The following is a 420-nucleotide window of genomic DNA, read 5'->3' as shown; positions in this document are numbered from 1 at the left end:
GGACGACGTGCTGCCCGGCGTCGCCGACGTCGTCACCGAGGTACACGTCGAGGCGGTCTTCGACGACGGCTCGCGGCTCGCCGTGGTGAGCGACCCGATCGGCGGCGGGCTCGGCGAGCGGGCGCCGGGCGCCCTGCTGCCCGGCCCCGAACACCCGGTACGGGAACCGGAGGTGACGCTCACCGTCACCAACACCGCGGCCGTCCCCGTCTCCGTCACCTCCCACTTCCACTTCTTCGAGGCCAACCCGCGCCTGGACTTCGTACGGGAGCGGGCCTACGGGATGCGGCTCGCGGTGCCCGCCGGTTCGTCCGTGCGGTTCGGGCCCGGCGAGAGCGCCGAGGTCGGGCTCGTGCCGATCGGCGGCGCGCGCGTGGCCATCGGGTTCGCCGGACTCGTCGACGGGCCGCTGGACGCGCC

The 420-nt window shown here is 75.2% G+C and carries 1 protein-coding gene; it reads left to right on the top strand.

Annotation, left to right across the window (positions count from 1 at the left end; translation table 11 throughout):
• Positions 1-420: urease subunit beta (gene ureB, locus G3I40_RS16505; RefSeq protein WP_164302912.1), on the top strand; the 420-nt coding region annotated here is incomplete at both ends.

Origin of the sequence: Streptomyces sp. SID14478 (assembly GCF_010548525.1) — a bacterium.
Taxonomy (GTDB): domain Bacteria; phylum Actinomycetota; class Actinomycetes; order Streptomycetales; family Streptomycetaceae; genus Streptomyces.
Note: the sequence above shows the minus strand (reverse complement) of the source record. Positions and strands in the feature narration are given on the sequence as shown.